The 17,530-nt window shown below is 60.1% G+C and carries 19 protein-coding genes; 3 read left to right on the forward strand and 16 right to left on the reverse strand.

Annotated features, from left to right (window positions below; all coding sequences use genetic code 11):
• Positions 1-39: 39 nt before the first annotated feature.
• From atpF to ADN01_RS07805, 16 genes are all read right to left on the reverse strand, one after another.
• Positions 40-783: a F0F1 ATP synthase subunit B gene (gene atpF / locus ADN01_RS07730; RefSeq protein WP_062418964.1), complete on the reverse strand. Its 744-nt coding sequence runs from the start codon at positions 781-783 to the stop codon at positions 40-42.
• A 36-nt stretch (positions 784-819) separates the two neighbouring features.
• Positions 820-1,056: an ATP synthase F0 subunit C gene (gene atpE, locus ADN01_RS07735; protein ID WP_062418965.1), complete on the reverse strand. Its 237-nt coding sequence runs from the start codon at positions 1,054-1,056 to the stop codon at positions 820-822.
• A 72-nt stretch (positions 1,057-1,128) separates the two neighbouring features.
• Positions 1,129-2,106, reverse strand: a complete 978-nt coding sequence (gene atpB, locus ADN01_RS07740) for a F0F1 ATP synthase subunit A (RefSeq protein WP_062418966.1) — start codon at positions 2,104-2,106, stop codon at positions 1,129-1,131.
• Positions 2,084-2,398, reverse strand: coding sequence for an AtpZ/AtpI family protein (locus tag ADN01_RS07745; RefSeq protein ID WP_062418967.1), 315 nt, complete (start codon positions 2,396-2,398; stop codon positions 2,084-2,086). The genes atpB and ADN01_RS07745 overlap by 23 nt, the downstream gene beginning before the upstream one ends.
• Positions 2,399-2,432: 34 nt before the next feature.
• Positions 2,433-3,890: an NADH-quinone oxidoreductase subunit N gene (locus tag ADN01_RS07750; RefSeq protein ID WP_062418968.1), complete on the reverse strand. Its 1,458-nt coding sequence runs from the start codon at positions 3,888-3,890 to the stop codon at positions 2,433-2,435.
• A gap of 3 nt (positions 3,891-3,893) precedes the next feature.
• Positions 3,894-5,360, reverse strand: a complete 1,467-nt coding sequence (locus tag ADN01_RS07755; RefSeq protein WP_062418969.1) for a complex I subunit 4 family protein — start codon at positions 5,358-5,360, stop codon at positions 3,894-3,896.
• 10 nt (positions 5,361-5,370) lie between these two features.
• Positions 5,371-6,903, reverse strand: a complete 1,533-nt coding sequence (locus tag ADN01_RS07760; protein WP_062418970.1) for a complex I subunit 4 family protein — start codon at positions 6,901-6,903, stop codon at positions 5,371-5,373.
• Positions 6,904-6,917: 14 nt separating this feature from the next.
• Complete coding sequence (gene nuoL, locus ADN01_RS07765) at positions 6,918-9,107, reverse strand: NADH-quinone oxidoreductase subunit L (protein WP_062418971.1); 2,190 nt, start codon at positions 9,105-9,107, stop codon at positions 6,918-6,920.
• A 14-nt stretch (positions 9,108-9,121) separates the two neighbouring features.
• Entirely contained in the window at positions 9,122-9,430 is a 309-nt protein-coding gene (gene nuoK / locus ADN01_RS07770) for an NADH-quinone oxidoreductase subunit NuoK (protein WP_062418972.1), read from the reverse strand.
• On the reverse strand, positions 9,427-9,951 hold the full coding sequence (locus ADN01_RS07775) for an NADH-quinone oxidoreductase subunit J family protein (protein ID WP_062418973.1): 525 nt from the start codon (positions 9,949-9,951) through the stop codon (positions 9,427-9,429). Before ADN01_RS07775 ends, nuoK begins: the two co-directional genes overlap by 4 nt.
• Before the next feature lie 5 nt (positions 9,952-9,956).
• Positions 9,957-11,171 carry an NADH-quinone oxidoreductase subunit NuoH gene (nuoH, locus tag ADN01_RS07780; RefSeq protein WP_062418974.1) on the reverse strand — a complete coding sequence of 405 codons (1,215 nt, stop codon included), beginning with the start codon at positions 11,169-11,171 and terminating at the stop codon, positions 9,957-9,959.
• Between the two features lie 21 nt (positions 11,172-11,192).
• Complete coding sequence (locus tag ADN01_RS07785; protein WP_062418975.1) at positions 11,193-11,549, reverse strand: NADH-quinone oxidoreductase subunit A; 357 nt, start codon at positions 11,547-11,549, stop codon at positions 11,193-11,195.
• 88 nt (positions 11,550-11,637) lie between these two features.
• Complete coding sequence (locus ADN01_RS07790) at positions 11,638-12,399, reverse strand: hypothetical protein (RefSeq protein WP_062418976.1); 762 nt, start codon at positions 12,397-12,399, stop codon at positions 11,638-11,640.
• Entirely contained in the window at positions 12,387-12,572 is a 186-nt protein-coding gene (locus ADN01_RS07795; RefSeq protein ID WP_062418977.1) for a hypothetical protein, read from the reverse strand. The genes ADN01_RS07790 and ADN01_RS07795 overlap by 13 nt, the downstream gene beginning before the upstream one ends.
• Before the next feature lie 156 nt (positions 12,573-12,728).
• The gene (locus ADN01_RS07800) at positions 12,729-13,418 is read right to left on the reverse strand and encodes a hypothetical protein (RefSeq protein WP_062418978.1); all 690 of its coding nucleotides are present in this window, start codon (positions 13,416-13,418) and stop codon (positions 12,729-12,731) included.
• 28 nt (positions 13,419-13,446) lie between these two features.
• Complete coding sequence (locus tag ADN01_RS07805; protein WP_062418979.1) at positions 13,447-14,532, reverse strand: SHOCT-like domain-containing protein; 1,086 nt, start codon at positions 14,530-14,532, stop codon at positions 13,447-13,449.
• Positions 14,533-14,805: 273 nt separating this feature from the next.
• Between ADN01_RS07805 and ADN01_RS07810 the strand changes: the two genes are divergently transcribed.
• The 3 genes from ADN01_RS07810 to ADN01_RS07820 are packed head-to-tail and all read left to right on the forward strand — an operon-like array spanning position 14,806 to position 17,519.
• Positions 14,806-16,185 carry a tryptophanase gene (locus tag ADN01_RS07810; protein ID WP_062418980.1) on the forward strand — a complete coding sequence of 460 codons (1,380 nt, stop codon included), beginning with the start codon at positions 14,806-14,808 and terminating at the stop codon, positions 16,183-16,185.
• Positions 16,182-16,622 (forward strand): DUF3887 domain-containing protein, encoded by a 441-nt coding sequence (locus tag ADN01_RS07815; RefSeq protein ID WP_147239089.1) that lies wholly within the window; start codon positions 16,182-16,184, stop codon positions 16,620-16,622. Before ADN01_RS07810 ends, ADN01_RS07815 begins: the two co-directional genes overlap by 4 nt.
• Before the next feature lie 21 nt (positions 16,623-16,643).
• Positions 16,644-17,519 (forward strand): SPL family radical SAM protein, encoded by an 876-nt coding sequence (locus ADN01_RS07820; protein WP_201778655.1) that lies wholly within the window; start codon positions 16,644-16,646, stop codon positions 17,517-17,519.
• Positions 17,520-17,530: the final 11 nt, after the last annotated feature.

Here is a 17,530-nt window from a genome sequence, read left to right on the forward strand (position 1 = left end):
GAACCAATTCCGCCAAAGTGTGCAGGGAGTCAGTTCGAATTACTGCAAGCTCTGCCGCAAACCAGCCAACTGCCCGGCCACCGAGCCGTCCACCACACGGTCGCCCACGCGCACCACCAGGCCGCCCAAAATGGCCGGGTCCACGCGGAAGGTGATCGTCCCGCCGCTGTCGAGCGTCTTCAGCAAGTCGCGGCGCACCGCTTCCTGCTCCGCTTCAGTCAGGGGCAGGGCTGAGGTAACCTCAGCCGAGGCGCCGCGCAGGCCGGATTCTTCCACCAGCGTCACCTTGCCGGAACGCACGCCGGAGAAGAACTCATCCACCAGCGCGCGCTGACGGGTCTCATCTGCCTTCAGCGACTCGCCAATCAAGCGCTGCGTCGCCGCAATCGCCAGGCTGGCCACCTGACTGCGCAGACTGGCCAGAGCCACATTGCGTTCCGAGGCCACTTCTGCCAGGGCCACTTCGCGGGCTTTGGCGGTTTCCGCTTCTGAGGCTGCGCGCACTTCACGGGCAGCCACTTCGGCCCGGTCAGTCGCTTCGCGCACAATCTCCGCGGCTTTGGTTTGCGCTTCAGACAAAATCCGGCTGGCCTCTCGCTCTGCATTTGCGCGGGCGTCCGCCGCCACACGGGCGTCTTCCAAACCCTGCGCAATCGTCTCGCGCCGCTTTTCCAACATGCGGATAATCGGCTTGACCACCCAGGCATTGATCACCACAAACATGATCAAGAAGTTGAACAGCTGTACCAACAGATAGCCGAGGCTAATTCCCAATCCTTCCAAGGCGGTACTCCTTCCTTTTTAGCGGTGGTCTTCGGACTAAAGAACGAAGAGCATTAAGAATGCGATCACCAAGCAGTAGATCGCGATCGCTTCTGAAAAAGCGATGCCCAGGATCATGTTCGTCAAGAGGGTCCCGTAGGTATCTGGGTTGCGGGCCATGCCTTCCAAAGCCCCTTGCACGCTCAACCCAATGCCGATACCCGCACCCAACGCGCCGATCATCGCCAGACCAGCTCCAATGAATTTTGCAGCCATTACGATATCGCCTGTCATTCGAACGTCTCCTCCTGAGTCTCTAGGTTCAATCTAAACTGGTTTCAAGCGTGGTCGCTTCGGTATTTCCGCTTACGAATGTTCCTCGCCGCCGTGCCCCACCGTGGCCTGCGCCATGAACACCATGGTGAGCATGCCAAAGACGAAGGCCTGGATCAAGCCGATGAAGAACTCAAACAAATAGATGCCCGAGGGCAAGAAAGTCGGCAGCATGGTGCCGATCAAAATCAACAAGACCAACCCGGCGAACATATTGCCGAACAACCGGAAGGCAAACGAGAGAATTTTCGCCAGCTCTGAGATCAGTTCCAGTATACCCACGGCCAGGTCAATGGCGCCAAAACCGGGTTTGGTGAAGATCGTGCGCACATTCAGAAATTTGAGGAAATAGCCCAAACCCTGCGCGCGAACGCCGATCACCTGGGTCATAAATACCGAAAACAGCGCCAATGCCACGGTGAAGTTCAGGTCCGTGGGCAGTCCGCGCAGGAAGCCGATCAGCGCATACCCATCGTGGGTTTCGGCGTGGGCATCTCCCTGCACCAGCGAATAAATCCCAGGCAGAATCTCCTGCACCGGGTTGCCGTGATCCGAATGATGCAGCAGGCCGATGGTTTCATACCCCGGCAGCAGCTTGCTCCAGTTGGCCACCAGCACCACCAGGGTGATCGCCGCGAAGTAGGGGAAAATGCGCTTGGTCCACTTGCCCGCTGAAGATTCGGTCAGGTTGTACAGCGCTTCCATCAAAGCTTCCACCGCGCCGTAGATCCCCTTCGGAACTAGGCTGTCGCCCTTGGCGAAGCTGCGCACCGCCAGCGCCAGCGCCAGGATGATCGCATCCATCACCAGCATCGCCAGCATGGTGTTGGTCAGGTACACATCCCCACCCAACGAAAACAGCGGCTTCTTGGATACAGCTTCTGCGGCAACCTGAATATGCGGCCGCACCGGGAAGAAGTAGTTCACCGAAACAGCCGTTAATATGGCAAAGAGCAGCACCAACCAGCGGTTCACCCCCCAGCGCCACTTACGAGTTTTGGTTTCTTCCAACGCTTGCCTCCTTCTGTTGCGAAGATGGGGATCCAATCTGCGTCTTAATGCGCGCAACCGCTCCCCGAACAATGACCAACATTAGCACGATGGAAATCGGTACGCTGACCGCCACCAAAATCAGGGTGATCACCGGTCGGGTCTGAAATTGCTGGTCCAACCACAAACCCAAAAGAACAGAACCGAGCACAACGACCAGGGTTAAACAACCCACCTGCCCAGCAACCGCCGCCAATGCCAAATTGATGGCTTTTTGTTTCCCGTTGTTCGCGCCAGGAGCAGGATCAATCATAACGTAGAGATTATATCAAAAGCGAAAATTCAAGTCAATAAACGATGAGACTTGCTGCTGCCTGACTGGCCCAGGTGTAAAACGGCGACACCAAAACGCCCAGCACCACCACCAGCACAACGCAGCCCACCAAGGCCGCCTTCCAGGCCGATGTCATGTTCAGCGGCTGAGTCTCATTTTCCGCGCGGTCCAAATACACCACCTTCAGCACGCGCAGATAGTAGTACAGCGCCGCGACAGAGTTGACCACACCCACCACCGCCAGCCAGGCCATGTTGGCTTCCACCGCCGCGCCAAACACCAGCAGTTTGCCGATGAACCCAGCGAAGGGGGGAATGCCGCCCAAAGAAAGCAGCACCGCCAGCAGGATCAAGGCCGTCCCCGGCGAGCGGCGGCTGAGGCCCGCGTACGCGCTGATCTCGTCCGAACCCACCGCGCGCCCCACCACCATCACCACGCCAAAGGCGGCCAGGTTGGTGACCAGATAGGCCATCAAATAGTACATCGTGGCCGTCACGCCAAAATCGCTCTGTGCCGCCGCGCCGATCAAGATCGTCCCGGCCTGGGCGATGGAAGAATAGGCCAACAAGCGTTTGATATTCTTCTGGTTCAGCGCCTGTAAATTGCCCACCACCATGCTCGCCACCGCCAGCGCCGCAATCAGCCCCGTCCACAGGCTGCTCAGCGCCGGGTACACCACCAACAGCACGCGCAGCAGCACAGCAAAGCCCGCCGCTTTCGACGCGGTGGATAAAAAGCCCGCCACCGAAGTGGGCGCACCTTCATACACATCCGGCGCCCAAAAATGCAGCGGGGCCGCCGACACCTTGAAAGCAAAGCCCACCGTCACCAGCAGCGCCGTCAGCACCGCTAATCCCGCGGGCAATTGTCCCGCACTCAGCTGCGCACCGATCTCATATAAATTCGTGCTGCCGGTGAAGCCGTACAGCAGGCTGAAACCGTACAGCATCACTGCCGAGGTCATCGCCCCGAACAGCAGGTATTTCACGCCGGATTCCACCGACTTCTTGTCGCGGATCAGGAAACCCGCCAGCGCGTACAGCGGGATCGAAGCGGTTTCAAACGCCAGATAGATCATGATCAGATCCACCACCGAGGCCATCAAGGTCATCCCCAGGGTGGAAATGACCAGCAGGGTGAAGAACTCACCGTGCTCGCAAATGCCCTCGTTCTCGGTGGCAAACAGCGCCGTGATGGCCATGCCGGTCACAAACAGCATGCGAAAGACAAAGCCGGTGCTGTCCAGGCGCATCATCCCACCCCACAACAGCAGCGGCTCCGGCCCTGGGCGGGCAAACAGCAGGCTCAGCAGAATCACCACCGCGCCGCCCCCCGCCGCGATCCAGCCCAAAAACCGGCAGCGGCGGCTGCGCCAGAGCAAATCCAGGGTCAGCAGCACCGCCGCCAACACCAGCAAGCCCAATTCTGGCAGGATCTTCAGCAGCATGTCACCCAATGGAACAGTCATCATTGCCTACCCTCCCAGCAGCCCAAGAATATTCTGAACTCCCGGCTGCAGCACCGAGGTCATCAGCGACGGGAACCAACCCAAACCAATCATGAATGCGGCCAACAACCCAATCGCCAGCTTATCCATCCAGGTGATATCCGGAATGTTCTGGAACTGCTTGGGCAGCTCGCCAAAGAACACCCGCCGCACCACCAGCAGAATATAACCCGCCGTTACCACCACCCCCAGGATGGCGATGATCGCCACCAGCGGGGCCGTGCGCCAGGCCCCCATGAAAATGGGGAATTCCGCCACAAATCCGCTGAACCCAGGCATGCCCATGCTCACCAGACCGGCAATGATAAAGCCCACCGCCGCCCAGGGCATCTTCTGCACCAAACCGCCCAACTGGCTCAGCTCGCGCGTGTGGGTGCGGTCGTATACCATGCCGACCACAGAGAAGAAGAGAGCCGTCATAATGCCGTGCGAGAACATCTGCATCCCCGCCCCCAACAGGCTGTCGTGGTTGAGGCATGCAAAGCCAATCAGCACCAGGCCCATATGCGAAACGGATGAAAAGCCGATGACGTACTTGAAATCGCTCTGAATCAGCGCGATCAGCGCACCGTAGACCACATTGATGGTGGCCAAAACCAGCACCGCCGGAGCCCAAAAGCGCGCCCCATCCGGCAGCAGCATAATGGCCACGCGCAGGGCCGCAAACGCGCCCACCTTCATTTCCACACCCGCCAGCAGCATGGAAACCGCCGTGGGTGCGGCCACGTGGCCGTCCGGCGCCCAGCTATGGAAGGGGAAAATGCCGCTCAACACGCCGAAGCCCAAGAAGAGGAAGGGGAACCACAGCTGCTGAAAAGCGATGGGGAAGCCGGCCTTTTCCAGCACCAGCATGTCAAAGGTGCGCAGCCCCGACCCAAAGTAAATCGCCAGCGCGCCCACCAAAGCCAGCACCGAACCGGCGAACAGGAACAGGGTCAGCTTCATGCCGCCGTATTCGCGCGTCTTGGGCGACCCCCACAGGATGATCATCAAGTATTTGGGAAAGACCGCCAGTTCAAAGAAGAAGAACAGCTGAAACAGGTCCAGCGAAGCGAACACGCCCAACACGCTGGAACCCAGGAACATCAAATAGGAGAAGAACTCCCGCGGTCGCTCATCCACATGCCACGAAACCAGCACACCGGTGAACACCACCAGCCCCGAGAGCAAGATCAAGGGCAGGCTCAGCCCATCTACCCCCACATGGTATTGAATCCCCAAAGCCGGAACCCAGGGCGCGGTCTCAACAAACTGATACCCCGCCTGGGCCACATCGTAAAGCGCATACACCGCCACGCTCAGCACCAGCACAACCGCCGCGCTGCCCAGGGCGATCCCGCGGATCCAATCTTTGCGCTGGGCTGGCACCATCAAAAGCACAATCCCGGCCAGCAGTGGTATGAAGATTAAGACGCTCAAGATAGGAAACTGCATCGCTCACCTCTCAGAACCACAGGCTCATCGCCAGGCTAATCATGCTCACGGTGCGATTGATCACATCCAGCGCCCAGGCCGGCCACACGCCCAGGATCAGCATCAAGACCATCAACGGGGCGATCACGATCCCTTCGCGCAGGCTCATCTCCGGCAGTTTCCCCTTCCAGCGCTCGTTCAGCGGCCCGTGCAGCACCATCTTGAGCGCCTTGAGGATGTACGCGCCGGTGAAGAACAAGCCGATCATGCTCAGCGCTGTGGCCAGCGTGAACACCGGCCAGGCTCCCCGCACCACCAGGAACTCCGATACAAACCCCGCCAGACCCGGCAGCCCCAGTGAACCCATCGCCGTGAACAGCAGCACCCCGCCGTACACCGGCATCTGCGCAAACAGCCCGCCAAATTCCGTCAGGTCGCGCGTGTGGGTGCGCTCATAGATCACGCCCACCAGGAAGAACATCCCCGCCGCCGAAAGGCCGTGCGTCACCATTTGCAGCACCGCGCCGTTCAGCGCGATGACCGCATCCTGGCTGCCCACCGCCGCGGCCGCTGCGGCGATCCCCAAAACCACAAAACCCATATGGTTAATGGATGAATAGGCCACCAGCCGTTTAAAGTCTTTTTGCCCAAAGGCGCCCAGCGCCCCAAAGATGATCGCCAAAGCCCCCAGCGCCGCCAGCCAGCCCGCGAACAGTTTCGATTCCAGCGGATACAGCGGCAGCACCAGGCGCAGGAAGCCGTACGCGCCCAGTTTCAGCAGCACACCGGCCAAAATCATCGAACCGGCAGTCGGCGCTTCGGTGTGCGCGTCGGGCAGCCAGGTGTGGAACGGCCACACCGGCACCTTGATGGCAAAGGCGATCACAAAAGCCCAAAAAGCCACCGCCTTCACCGTTGCCATCGGCAGCCCCAGCAAAGTGCCGCTGTTCAGCGCCGGCCAGATCTGGAACAATTCCGTCAAGTCAAAAGTGCCCGCCACCACTCCAATCATCTGAGTGGCCAACAGCAGCCCCAAAGAGCCGCCCATGGTGTACAGGATGAATTTCAGCGCCGCATAGTTGCGCCGCGTCCCACCCCACTGCGCGATCAGGAAATACATGGGCACCAGGCCCACCTCCCAGAACACGAAGAACAGCAGCAGATCCAGCGATAAGAAAACGCCCAGCATGCCCGTTTCCAGCAGCAGGAACAGGAACATATAGGCCTTCACCCGCTCCGTCACCGTGAAAGAGGCCAAAACCGCCAGCGGAGTCAGCACCACGGTCAGCAGCACCATCATCAGCGAAATCCCATCCACCCCCAGATGGTATGAGGATTGAATCGCCGGATACCACGGCATCATTTCGACAAATTGAAAGCCCTCCGCCGAAGGGTCAAAGCGCGCCCACAGCCCCAGCGCCAGCCCAAAAGGAACCAGACTGGCCGCCAAAGCTGCCCAGCGCAGCACCCGGATGTTTTTCGCAGGCAGGAACAGCAGTACCACCGCGCCCACCACCGGCGTGAACAAAATCAGGGTCAGGAGATGATTGGTCAAGAGATCCATCGTCCGCGCTCCCCTTATGCCATCACAAAGAAAAAGTAGATGATCGCGCTGGCCGCCAGCACCACCGCCAACCCCATCAGCATGTACTGCTGCAGCCGGCCGGTCTGAATCTTGCTGGTCTCCGCGCCCAGTTTGCGCGTGCCCCCCGCCACCACTGTATCCCCCAAAAATCGGTTGATCACCGGCAGGTCAAAGCCGTTGCGCAGCACGCCGCCCAGCCACAAGCCCGCTGCGGCAATGCCGTGGAGAATGCCGTCAATCACACCCCGATCCAGCCAGCGGTCGGTGAACACCTCCGACACCCAGCGGGAGAAGCGCACCACGGTGGCCCCGTACAGCTCGTCAAAGTAGTACTTGTTCTGCAGCAGGGTGTACACCGGCCCCAGGGGCTTTTGCAGGGGGTCTTTTTGCCCCGCGCGCACATCCCGGTACACCCACCAGCCCAGCGCCAACCCACCCAGCGCCACCACCAGCGAGGTGATCAGCGGCACCAGGCTGTGATGTGCCGCCTCACCGTGCACCAGCAGCATCTCACCCACAAATTCCTCAAACCAGTTGGGCACCAACCCGCCCAGCCCAGGAAAGGCTTTGGGGATGCCCACCCAACCGGCGGTGATCGCAAAAAAGGCCAAAACCACCAGCGGCGCCGTCATCACCGCGCGCGATTCGCTGGCGTGTTCGGCCGCTTCGCTGCGCGCCTGGCCCAAAAAGGTCAGGGTGATCTGCCGCGCCGTGTAAAAGGCCGTCAACAGGGCCGCCAGGGCCAAGATGACGAAGACCCACACATGCCCGCCGTTAAACGCCCCGGATAGGATTTCATCTTTCGACCAAAAACCCGCCGTCACCAGAGGGAAGCCCGAAAGAGCCAGCCCGCCCGCCAGGAAAGTCCAAAACGTCACCGGCATTTTCTTGCGCAGGCCGCCCATGTGCTGCATATCCTGCGGGTCAATGTGCTGGTGGGTATGCAGCACACCGTGTTCCATGCCGTGGATCACCGAGCCCGACCCCAGGAAGAGCAGCGCTTTGAAGAAGGCGTGCGTCACCAGGTGGAACGCCGCTGCCACATACGCCCCCACCCCCAGGGCCGCTATCATGTAACCTAATTGAGAGATGGTCGAATAGGCCAGCACACGCTTGATGTCATTTTGAGCCACGGCGATCGTAGCCGCAAACAGCGCCGTCACCGCCCCCACCACCGCCAGGGTCATCATCGCCGGGGTCAGCGCCCCACCGCCGTCCCAGCCCGCCGAAATCAACGGGAAGAAGCGGATGGAAAGGTACACGCCCGCCGAAACCATGGTGGCCGCGTGGATCATGGCCGAAACCGGCGTGGGGCCTTCCATCGCGTCCGGAAGCCACACGTGCAGCGGGAACTGGGCGCTCTTGCCCACCGTGCCCATGAAGATCAAAATGCCAATCAACCCCGCCCACGACAGCCCCAAAACAGGCGCCGCCTGGCTGGCCAGCATCTCCAGCACAGTCGGGTTGGCCAGAATCTCCTGGTAATTCAGCGTGCCGGTCATCTTATACAGGGCCGCCATGCCCAGGAGCATGAACATATCCCCCACGCGCGTGGTCAAAAAGGCCTTCACAGCCGCGTCGCGCGCCGAGGGCTTGGCATACCAGAAACCAATCAGCAGATAAGAGCACAGGCCCATGATCTCCCAGGCCATGTACAGGGTCAGCAGGTTATCCGTCACCACCAGCAAGAACATGCCAAAGGCGAACAGCGAGATCATGGCAAAGAAGCGGCTGTACATCGGCTCCACCGACGGAACCTGATGGCCGTGCCCCTTGACCTTCACCGTCGCCCCGTGAGGCGGCAGGCCCGGCTTATCATGATCGCCCGCGGGCTGACCAAAGTTGTGGTAGCCCACGCTGTACACAAAGATCATCAGCACCGTCCAGGCCACGAAGAACAGGATCACCGCTGACAGCGGATCGACCTGCACGCCGATCTTGAACGCGCCGTCGCCCAACGGCAGCCAGTTCACCTTCAGGTCTACCCCCAGCGGATGCTTGGCCAGCTCTTCACGGCCTACCGCCGTGAAGAACACCACCATGCTCGCCAGCCAGGATAACCCCGCCGCCCCAATCGCCAGGCTGTGGCTTAGCGCTTTAGAGCGGTTGGTAAACAGCACAATCGCCGCGAATGCCAGCAGCGGGGGAAGCGGGATGAGCCAGATCAACAAGTCCATATTCATACGCCCTCCGCGGCCTAGCCTTTCATCAGGTTCAATTCGTCTGCCATCACGGTTGTGCGCCGCCGGTAAACGGAAATGATCAGCGCCAAACCCACAGCCGCCTCAGCTGCGGCAGCCGCAAAGACAATGGCCACAAATACCAGGCCGTTCATCTGCCCCGCGTACCGATAAGCCCAAAACGCCAACAGATTAATATTGACCGCGTTGAGCATCAATTCCACGCCCATCAACATGCCGATGGTGTTTTTGCGCGCCAACACACCGAACAAACCAATGCAGAATAACGCTGCGCTGAAAATGAGGAACCAGGAAATAGGGATCATCGCTTGCCTTCCTTCCGGTCGGTCGCCAGATAAATGGCCGCCACCATCGCCCCCAGCAGCAGCGCCGAGGCAATCTCAAAGGGAAGCACGAAACCGTTGGGGTCCACCAGGGCCTTGCCTAATTCCATCACATTCTCGCCTTCGGCCCCCACCGTGCGCGTGCTCAAGCCAAAATCGCCCCAACCGGATAGAACCACCACCAGCCCCACGAACAGCAGCACCACAACCACCAACGGCAGCCACCATCCGCGGTTCACCTGCGGCCCCACATCTTCCATCGAATTGCGCGTCAGCATCACCGCCACAATGATCAGCGTGGCGATAGCGCCGATGTACACGAACACCTGAATCACCGAGAAGAAGCGGCTGCCCAGCATGGCAAAGGTGGCGGCCACCCCCATCAGCGCCAGCACCAGCCACAGGGCCGCGTGCACCAGCTTGCGCGAGCTGACCACCTTGACTGCCGCAAACAATGTGATCAGCGCGTTAACCAGGAAAAAAGCTTGCAGTCCAGTTATCATCGTCTTCAATCCCCTGGGTCAGTTGGAGCGGGTTGTACATAATGCGCCACAGGCCGCGGAGCCTGGGCCACCTGCCGCCGCGCGGAGCGCCGCCGGGTCATCAGCCGGTCCGCAGCCGCGAAAATGATCCCGTTCAAAGCCAGCATCACCACCAGCCGCAGCCCCGCCATCTCCGCCGGAACGATCTTTCCAGCCACCGCCGTTGCGGCCACCAGCACCAGAGCCAGCGGCGTCAAATACTTCCAGTTCAAATCCATCATCTGATCAATGCGGAAGCGCGGCAGGGACGCCCGCATCAGAATGCCGATGAAATACACCACTGCGGTTTTCAGCGCGAAATACACAAAACCCAGCATGGGGTACTGCTCAGCCCCAGGGCCGCGCCATCCGCCCAAATATAGGGCGGCAAACAGCAGTGAAATGGTGAAGGCATGCAAAAAGTCCGCCACATAGAACATGCCGAACTTCAAGCCCGAATATTCAATGTTGAAGCCCGAAACCAGCTCTGATTCCGATTCCACCAGGTCAAAAGGCGTACGTCCCACCTCGGCAATAGAAGAGATGAAGAAAATCAGCGCAGCCACCGGAGCCAGAAAGATAAACCAGATATCCTGCTCTTTCACCAATGCCTGCAAACTCATCGAACCGGTGAACATCACCGGGATCATCAATGCCAGCACCATCGGCACTTCGTAAGAGATCAGCTGCGCCACCGCGCGGAAGGCGGCCAGCATGGCATATTTGTTGTTGGAACCCCAACCCGCCAGGATGACGCCCATTTCGCCCAGCGCGCCCACCGCCATCAGGTACAGCACGCCCGCGTTGAAATCCACGCCGACCACCGTAGCGGTGAAGGGGATCACCGCCCACACCATCAGCACCGCCCCCACCGAGATCACCGGCGCCAGGTTATAAGCTACACCGTCTGCCCCATCCGGGGTGATGTGCTCTTTGGTGAAAATCTTGAGCATATCCGCAAAGGTTTGGAAAATGCCCCACGGCCCCAGCCGGTTCGGCCCCAGGCGGTCTTGCACGCGGCCAATCAGCTTGCGTTCCAACCAGATCAGGAACACCACCAGCAGCATGGCCAGCAGCGTGGTCACAAACGCGCCAATCAAATACATCACAAAAGTCACCAGGCCGGGCTGTAACCCCCAGGATTCCAGCAGCCCCTTTAACCAGGCGATCACAAAATTGATGGGATCAATCCAGAAGCTCATGCCACCTCCAGCTTTCGCGGGCTATGCCCACTCCAAAGCGCCCTTCCGCCAGGCATAGAGCAGCCCGCCCAGCAAGATGGCAATGAACAGCAGCGCTTCTACCACGGCAAACAAGCCCACCTGGTTATACGCCACCGCCCAGGGGTACAGGAAAATCGTCTCCACATCGAACACCAGATAGACCAGCGCATAGACGTAATACTGCGGCTTGAACTGGATCCAGGTTTCGCCCACGGTTTCCATACCGCATTCGTAAATGGATGTTTTGAGTGGATCGGGTTTCTTGGGGGATAACAGCGCCGCGATGGTAATGGCTGCGGCGGGAAGGAAAAGGGAGATTACCGTAAAAATTCCCAGGTAAAGCCAGTCATCCAGCATGAGGCTCCTCCATTCACCACGCTTAAGTTGAATTTGAGCGGTCTCATACACCGCTGAGGCCTGTAAATTTTATCACAAGTTGACCAACTCAGGCTGTTTTTGTCTGTTTTCGCCGCGTCCGCTTCCAGGCCCAACCCAACGCCTGTTCCAAGAAGGGGATGCCCAACACCGTGCTGACGGCGGTTCCGATCCCGCCTAAAATTCTCACCGTCTGGGCTGGCAAGCCCCACACTGAACGTACCTCAATCTCCACCGGCGCGGCCAGCAGCACCCGGCGAGTGCGTTCACCACCCGCCTTTGGAACCAGATTCAACGCCACCCACAGCGTTCCCCGGTAATTCCCTGCCTCTTTGCAGCGCACCGTCCAACGAAACACCACTTCTTCCCCCGGCCGCAGCGGTTCGCTCACCTCGCCCTGGGGCGTCATTTCAAAACCCACCAGGTCCAAACGCGCCTCAACCACCAGATTGTGCGTGTCGTACAAATTGGGAATTTTTACGCCCTGCCCTTCCACCACGTGTCCCCCCACCTGCGCCGTGGGAGTCAGGGTTCCATGCGCATCCATCTTCAAGCGCAAATCCACCACATCCGAGTCCCCCTCGCGCAGCCGGTCAGGCCATTCCCACACCAGCTGCCGCCGCTCCAAAAGCTGAGCCGGGGCCGGGGAAGCCTGAGGTTCAGGAAGGCTTGCTGCCGGTGTGGGCGTCTCTGGCAGCTCCGACGGTTCTTCCGCCGCGGGGGGTGCGGTCGGGGCTGCCGCCGGCGCACAGGCCGCCAGAATCAGCACCAGCAGAGCCGCCGCGGTCAACCCCACAGCCAGGCCTTTTTTCAGCCTGCTCAGGCCTGCCATATTTCCTCATACAACGAAAGTGTAGGGGTCACCAGCGCCGGAACTTCAATCGTCGGCAGCGGCACTTGCTGAAGCCGGCGCGGCTGCGGCCACCAACTGACCGCCAAGGCGATCAACGACAGAATCAGGATCACCACTGCCGCCCCCAAACGGATTTTTTGCCTCGCGTTCATCCGCACGCCTCCAGGGTTTCTTCCGCTGGATTCATTATACAAACAAACCGACGCCCCTGTCTATAAGCATCCCGCAGCGATTTCTTCATACCGCGCTGCAAAGCAAACAGCCCCGGCTGGGCGCCAGGGCTGGTAAAGATATCCGGGAGATGGGATTCAGGCTTTACCCACCAGCAGCACTTCCACATGCTCGCCGTCTTCGTCATCCACCACCACATGCATGGGCGCCTCCGCCTGCAAATGATCTTCCAGGTCGCGCAGCACAGCGCTGGCCTTACCGCCGCGCATCTCTTCCGGCAGGCGCGAGTCAAAAAAGTGCGTGCCCCAGGCGGCCCAACGGAAGGGCAGCGGCAGGAAGAAGGTCAGGTTCTGGGGCGATTCACCAGGTTTTTGGCGGATGTGAATGTACAGCCAGGGCGCTTTCTGCGCCTCCCAGCCCAGGGCCGTCAGCGCGGCTCCCAGCAGGAAGGGGATCCACGACAGCCAGAAGCCCCAGCTTAACCCCGCCGCCTGCAAGCCCTGATACATCCAGGTCCCGCCAAAAACCAAAAGCAGCAAACCCACCCCAAAGGGCAGCAGCCACCACTGCCGCCAATGGTTTACCCGCGCACGGATGTGCTCATCCCCTGCGTCAAGGCTCTCTTCCTCCCCAGCCCAAGCAGCGGACTCACCCGCCGCGGGGTGCAGCGCCTCTTCCACCTGCGGCGCGGGTTCAGGCGTAAACGCAGGCTGCGGGGCGGGATCCCCGCCTTCTAAAGCCGCCAAAATTTCCGAAGCGGCCTCCACCGAGATGTTGCCGGCTTCCACTTCGCGCAAAATCGCCATTCGTTGCTCTTTGGCTCCCATCCTTCTCTCCTTTTTTGAAGCGTTTTCCCTAGCCCCGCAAAGCCGACAGCAGTAAATCGGCCTGTTCTGCGCTAATCTTACCCTCTTGCAGCATCTGCAGCACCATCAAGCGTTCCTCGCTGCTTACCCCCTCGCGCGGCTCAGCCTGCGCTTCTCGCCGCTGCGCTCCGCCGCCCATCTTGGGTTCCATCGGCACGGGGGGAATCGGGGGGATCGGCGGCACGGGGGGAATCGGCGGCACGAACATCCCTTTGCGTGCCATTCGCTCCATCTTACTGCGCATCTTGCGGTCAAGCCCCTCAATCTTCACCCCCATGCGCCAGGGCTGGCCTGCAGCCGCCTGTTCCAAATGCACATGAATGGAATCATCCTCCCATTCCTGATCGGTCAGCATCAGCTCGCCTCCCGCCAAAACGGTCAGTCGCGCGCCGCCCGTGCCAAGGGTCAAGACGTGCTGTTTCGTGTTCAGTTCCGAATGTTGATTGCCAAAGCTCAAGTAAATTACATGGTCGTCGCTGTCCAACAGAACCTCAGCGTTGAACTCCGGCAGCAGATGCACTCTCACATCCCCGCCCGCACGCAGGGTCACGGCGGAAGCGGCGCACTGCGTGGGTGAAATCACCAGATCACCGCCGCAGCGCAAATCGCCCCCCAAACCCACCCGGCGCAAATGCGCTTCCCCACCTACTTTTGGAGCGGTCAAGGCACCGATTTCGTCGCAGATCAAATCACCGCCCACCTTGCCCAACATCAGGCTTCCGCGCACCTTACGCGCCTTCACCTCTCCGCTGACCTGTTCTACCCACAGATTGTCCGCCCCGTCCACAGTCAAATCACCGGATAGGCGCTCCATCTTCAGGTCGCAGCCCGCCCCGTGCACGTTCACGTCACCCGAGGCGCGCTCCACTGTCACCTGCCCTTTGGCCGAAAGCTCAGCCCGCAGGTCGCCGCTGCACACCACCACCACCTGCCCTTCCATCTGCTCCACACGGAAATCACCGCGCCCGCCGTGCAACGTCAGGCCATCCGAACTGCCCCCCTCCAAAATCAAATCACCCGACACACGCAAATACACTTTTTGCGATTCATTGACAGGAACGGATTGGACCACCATAGGGGTATCTCCTTTAGGAATTCTTACAGCTGCGTCTACAAAGTTAAAGCGCCGCTTTTGATTTACAAACAAATCATAGCACGAATTTTATAAATGTCAATATATTATTTTCATTATTTTATTATTCAATTGATGAATTTTAGATTTCTTGACCATTTCACCCTTTTTACAAGGCGGAACATTCTCTATCCAATCGGTGATATTCCGCAGTTGGCTGATCCCCCAAAATCTGCTAGACTGTAACTGCTTTCATCCCCCCTGGAGGATCCCCCTATGCCCTATTACCCCCCTGAACCGTTCCGTATCAAAATGGTGGAACCCATTCGTCTGATTTCCCCCGAAGCGCGTCAGGCCGCCATGCAGGCGGCTGGGCACAACCTGTTTGCCCTGCGGGCTGAGGATGTGTTCATTGACCTGCTCACCGATTCCGGCACGGGCGCCATGAGCCAGGCGCAGTGGGCCGCCATCATGCAGGGCGATGAATCCTACGCCGGCGCTCGTTCCTATTACCGCTTAGCTGAGGTCATGCAGGATATTTTTGGTTTTGAATTCTTCGTCCCCACCCATCAGGGCCGCGCCGCCGAAAACATTCTCACCGCCCTGCTGGTCAAGCCCGGCCTGCACATCCCTTCGAACATGCACTTCGACACCACCGAGGGCAACATCCGCGCCCGCGGAGGCCGCCCTGTCAATCTGGTGATTGATGAAGCCTTCGACCCCACCTCCACCCACCCCTTCAAAGGCAATATGGATCTGGCCAAGCTGCGCGCTTTCATCGAAAGCGTCGGCCCCAGCCAAATCCCCTTTGGCACCATGACCATCACCAACAACGCCGGCGGCGGGCAGCCGGTTTCTCTCGAAAATCTGCGCGCGGTCGCGGCCATCTACCGCGAATATCACATCCCCTTCTTCATTGACTGCTGCCGCTATGCTGAAAATGCTTATTTCATCAAGCTGCGCGAGCCGGGGTATGCCCAAAAATCCACCCTGGAAATCGCCCGCGAGACCTTTGCCCTGGCCGACGGCGCTTTCATGAGCGCCAAAAAAGACGGTCTGGTCAACATCGGCGGCTTCCTGGCTGTGCGCGACCCCAAGCTCCACCAGGAAATCTGCAACCAGCTCATCCTGCGCGAAGGCTTCCCCACCTACGGCGGCCTGGCCGGGCGCGATCTGGACGCCCTGGCCGTGGGGCTGCGTGAGGGTCTGGAAGAATCCTACCTGGCCTACCGCCTGACCCAAACCGCTTATCTGGCGGCCTGCCTGCGCGACCGGGGCATCCCCTTTGTGGAACCCCCCGGCGGCCACGCCATCTATCTGGACGCCGGAAGGCTGCTGCCCCACATCCCCCACGCCGAATTCCCCGGGCAGGCCCTGGGCGCGGCCCTCTATCTGGAAGGCGGCATCCGCGGCGTGGAAATCGGTTCGGTCATGTTCGCCTACCCCCACCCCGACAGCGGCGAATGGGTCTACCCCAAGCTGGAGCTGGTGCGTCTGGCTCTGCCGCGGCGAGTCTACACCCAATCACACCTCGATTACGTGGCCAATGTGTGCTGCAAGCTGGCCGAAAAAAGCAGTCAGCTGCGCGGCTACCGCCTCACCTACCAGGCCCCCCTCATGCGCCATTTCACCGCCCGCTTCGAGCCGCTGGCATGAAAGCTCGTTTGCTCACCAGCACCGTCATCCTTTTGGTGGTGGCGGTGCTGGTCATTGTGCTCCAGTCCCTGGGTCAGGGGCAAAACCGCGTATTTGAAGGCGAGGATCGCGCGGCGATCCTCGCCTATGCCCAGCCCGCCAGCCAGGCGTTAATTGAAGCTTTAGATCAGGGAGATTTTGAGGCGTTTTCCGCCAATTTTGGCCGCAAGATGGAACGCCAGTTCACCCAGGCCGATTTCGACGCGCTGCGGGCTTCTCTGGCCCCTCTGGGGGGCTATCAGGATTTCGCCGTGCAGCAGGTGGAGTTCTACAACGGCTACATCATCACCACCTGTCATGTTAACTATGCGCAAGGCGCTGCGGATTTTAAGATCATCCTCTCCCCCAAGAAAACGCACACCCTCGAAGGCGTTTCGGTGCGCCTGCCCACGCCCTGAGGCCGTGCGAGGACTGTCCCCGTGAAAATTGTCGAAGTTCAGGCGCGCACCGTCCTTAACCCCATCCGTCAACCCGATCCCCTTTTCGGCCTGCGCTATACCCTGAATCTGTACCGCGGCTGCCAGCATCACTGCATCTACTGCGATTCGCGCAGCGCCTGCTACAACATCGCCGATTTTGACGGCGAAATTCAGGTTAAAACCAACGCCCCGCAGCTTCTCGACCAGGAACTGGCCCGCAAGCGCACCCGCGGAACCATCGGCACCGGCTCCATGAACGACCCCTACATGCCCCTGGAAACGCATTACCGCCTCACCCGCGCCGCCCTGCAGGTCATCGCCCGGCGCGGCTTCCCCGTCCACGTGCTCACCAAAAGCGACCTGGTGCTGCAAGACCTGCCCCTCTTGCAGGAGATTCACAAGGTGTATGCCGCCGTCACCTTCACCATCACCACCCCCGCCGATGATCTGGCCGCGCGCATCGAGCCTGCTGCGCCGCCCCCCACGCGCCGCTTTCAGGCTGTGGAAACCCTGGCCAGCGCCGGCCTGTATACCGGCATCGCCCTCATGCCGGCCCTGCCGTGGATTACCGACCGCTGGGAAGACCTCCGCGAGCTGATTCGCCGGGCGGCCGGGTGCGGCGCCCAATACATCCTGCCGCTCATGGCCCTCACCCTGCGCGACCGCCAGCGCGAGCATTACTACGCCCAGCTCGACCAGCATTTCCCAGGCCTGCGCAGCCGCTACGAACGCCAGTACGGCCAGCGCTACACCGCCTGGGCGCCGCACAGCCGCGAATTGTTTCACAAAATTGGGGATTTTTGCAGCCAGTTGGGCCTCGCGTGTCAAATCACCCCCTACCAACCCGCCGCGCCGGCCCAACCAGCTTTGTTCTAATCCGTCTGCCC

It is taken from the genome of Levilinea saccharolytica (genome assembly GCF_001306035.1).
GTDB lineage: Bacteria > Chloroflexota > Anaerolineae > Anaerolineales > Anaerolineaceae > Levilinea > Levilinea saccharolytica.

Bases quoted from the DNA above. Each gene is read 5' to 3' on its own strand.
- atpE (WP_062418965.1), bottom strand. From the start codon at position 1,056: ATGACAGGCGATATCGTAATGGCTGCAAAATTCATTGGAGCTGGTCTG.
- ADN01_RS07745 (WP_062418967.1), bottom strand. From the start codon at position 2,398: ATGATTGATCCTGCTCCTGGCGCGAACAACGGGAAACAAAAAGCCATC.
- ADN01_RS07750 (WP_062418968.1), bottom strand. From the start codon at position 3,890: ATGATGACTGTTCCATTGGGTGACATGCTGCTGAAGATCCTGCCAGAA.
- ADN01_RS07755 (WP_062418969.1), bottom strand. From the start codon at position 5,360: ATGCAGTTTCCTATCTTGAGCGTCTTAATCTTCATACCACTGCTGGCC.
- ADN01_RS07760 (WP_062418970.1), bottom strand. From the start codon at position 6,903: ATGGATCTCTTGACCAATCATCTCCTGACCCTGATTTTGTTCACGCCG.
- nuoL (WP_062418971.1), bottom strand. From the start codon at position 9,107: ATGAATATGGACTTGTTGATCTGGCTCATCCCGCTTCCCCCGCTGCTG.
- nuoK (WP_062418972.1), bottom strand. From the start codon at position 9,430: ATGATCCCTATTTCCTGGTTCCTCATTTTCAGCGCAGCGTTATTCTGC.
- ADN01_RS07775 (WP_062418973.1), bottom strand. From the start codon at position 9,951: ATGATAACTGGACTGCAAGCTTTTTTCCTGGTTAACGCGCTGATCACA.
- nuoH (WP_062418974.1), bottom strand. From the start codon at position 11,171: ATGAGCTTCTGGATTGATCCCATCAATTTTGTGATCGCCTGGTTAAAG.
- ADN01_RS07785 (WP_062418975.1), bottom strand. From the start codon at position 11,549: ATGCTGGATGACTGGCTTTACCTGGGAATTTTTACGGTAATCTCCCTT.
- ADN01_RS07790 (WP_062418976.1), bottom strand. From the start codon at position 12,399: ATGGCAGGCCTGAGCAGGCTGAAAAAAGGCCTGGCTGTGGGGTTGACC.
- ADN01_RS07795 (WP_062418977.1), bottom strand. From the start codon at position 12,572: ATGAACGCGAGGCAAAAAATCCGTTTGGGGGCGGCAGTGGTGATCCTG.
- ADN01_RS07800 (WP_062418978.1), bottom strand. From the start codon at position 13,418: ATGGGAGCCAAAGAGCAACGAATGGCGATTTTGCGCGAAGTGGAAGCC.
- ADN01_RS07805 (WP_062418979.1), bottom strand. From the start codon at position 14,532: ATGGTGGTCCAATCCGTTCCTGTCAATGAATCGCAAAAAGTGTATTTG.
- ADN01_RS07810 (WP_062418980.1), top strand. From the start codon at position 14,806: ATGCCCTATTACCCCCCTGAACCGTTCCGTATCAAAATGGTGGAACCC.
- ADN01_RS07815 (WP_147239089.1), top strand. From the start codon at position 16,182: ATGAAAGCTCGTTTGCTCACCAGCACCGTCATCCTTTTGGTGGTGGCG.